This is a genomic window from Schlesneria sp., from assembly GCF_036405755.1.
Classification (GTDB): Bacteria; Planctomycetota; Planctomycetia; order Planctomycetales; family Planctomycetaceae; genus Schlesneria; species Schlesneria sphaerica.
The window spans coordinates 1-1667 of sequence record NZ_DASWWZ010000197.1 but is presented as its reverse complement, the minus strand read 5'-3'; the positions used below and the strand labels follow the sequence as shown (position 1 = coordinate 1667).

Here is a 1667-nt window from a genome sequence, read left to right as displayed (position 1 = left end):
GAAATGGACTCTCGGGTCTCGCGATGCTTGCATCGCAAGCAGGATGCGCTGTTCGAGGGATAGCGCTAGCGGGTTGACCACCCGCCCAGACCATTTGCTCAAATTCAGTTCCCGATTCACGTTGTGCGGATGACAATCCATTTCAGGCACCGTGGACGCTGGCGTCTTCAAGTTCGCCACCTCATCGGCCAGAGTCGCATCTATCGCGCAGAACATGCCCGATTCCGGCGAGTCAAAGATCCTCCAGCAAGGCAGAGAGTCACGGTCGAAGCAGGTGCCGGGTGAGCCGACCATCATGGCCAGTTGCGACGTATCCGGCGTGCCCCCAGAAAAGAGGTCGATGACGGCCGCCAAGTGATTGGCTTCGATCAACGCGGCCTGTCGCATCCCGGATGATGCTGAAGTGGTTTCCGAGTTCGTGTTGCCGGCGACCAATTTGTCACCCGAAGGCTTCATCAGAACAACCCGACCGTATTCGACCGAGGCCCGGAAACCTGCCTGGACCAGCATCTCCTGCGTCACATCGGCGATGCGGCCAATCAGAAACTTGACCGATCCATTGACGCTCTGGCACACGCAGACGATCTGCCGTTGGTACCGCTGGGGTTCGTTGACCGACGCTTGCAGGATCTCGTCGAGTTTGGCGTCGCGCTCGATCGTCAGGTACTCGACCAGCTTGTCGGTGGGATCTTCGCTTCCACTGAAGAAGGCGCCGGCGCAGTCGCCACTCGTGACGCCCATGAACTCCTGCAGGTCTGCGATCATCTCGTCCAATGCAGCTTCGCACTTCGATCGAAGCGCCGCATCGTCCAGTTTCATTCGAGTTGCCAGGCGGACTGCCGTAGCGGCGCTGGTGTCGATCGCCCTCGTCTCATTCGAAGAAGAATGGTTGCTTTTCATTTCGATTCCCTTGTCTGGGCCCACCTTGAAAAGGTGAGTAAGCCCTTGCGGGAAGGAAATGCCCTCGAAGGGAAATCCTGAGGGGCGGACCCCGCCCTACTTCTCGACGCGCCGAGGAACGCTGGTACGTGACGGCTGCAGGATGAGCCCAGTGTCCGAGAGATCTGCCCGCGCTTCGGGGTACACGACCATCACGGACTTCAGAGCTTCCCGGAATTGCCACCTGAACTTGCGGTCGTTGGCAATCTCGCTGCCAAACTGCATCTTCAGCGCTTCCCATGGGACCGTCGTCGTGCGTTTGAGATTGAACGCGCGATATGTGAGAAAACAATAGAGGTCAAGGCTGCTGGGCGACGCCCGAAGAGCGCGAAGCGCCCTCATATCGACTGGAACTGGGTTGTTGACCAGTTCGTCGTAAAAGCGTTCGGAAAGCTGGATGTGGGACTCAAAAAGATTCGACTGCGTTGGCGAGGTGGGGTCCCACCAGATCTGTGAACGATCCACCAGGTTGAAACCCTCGTTGCGCCAGTCGCTGGCTTCGAATGAAGACACCACATCCGGGTTGTCCATGATCGCGATCTTGGCGGAAAACGTCCGCTTCATCTGGTCGCGCAAACGGGTGATGTTTCCGTTCTTACCACCCGATTGAGTGGTCATGCCGAGATCCCCCATGAAGCCGGCGAGCGACTTGCCCAACTGAATCTCACGTTCTTTTTTAATCTTCACCTCGCGGCCGATCCATGCAAGCAGCAAGCGTGGAATTGATC

General features: G+C 57.8%; 1 protein-coding gene and 1 pseudogene. Both read right to left on the bottom strand.

What is annotated here, in order from left to right; translation table 11 throughout:
* Positions 1–819, bottom strand: a pseudogene (locus VGE80_RS06655) (hypothetical protein); the annotation flags it as partial.
* A 177-nt stretch (positions 820–996) separates the two neighbouring features.
* Positions 997–1626: a replication protein RepA gene (locus tag VGE80_RS06650; protein ID WP_440592107.1), complete on the bottom strand. Its 630-nt coding sequence runs from the start codon at positions 1624–1626 to the stop codon at positions 997–999.
* Positions 1627–1667 lie beyond the last annotated feature (41 nt).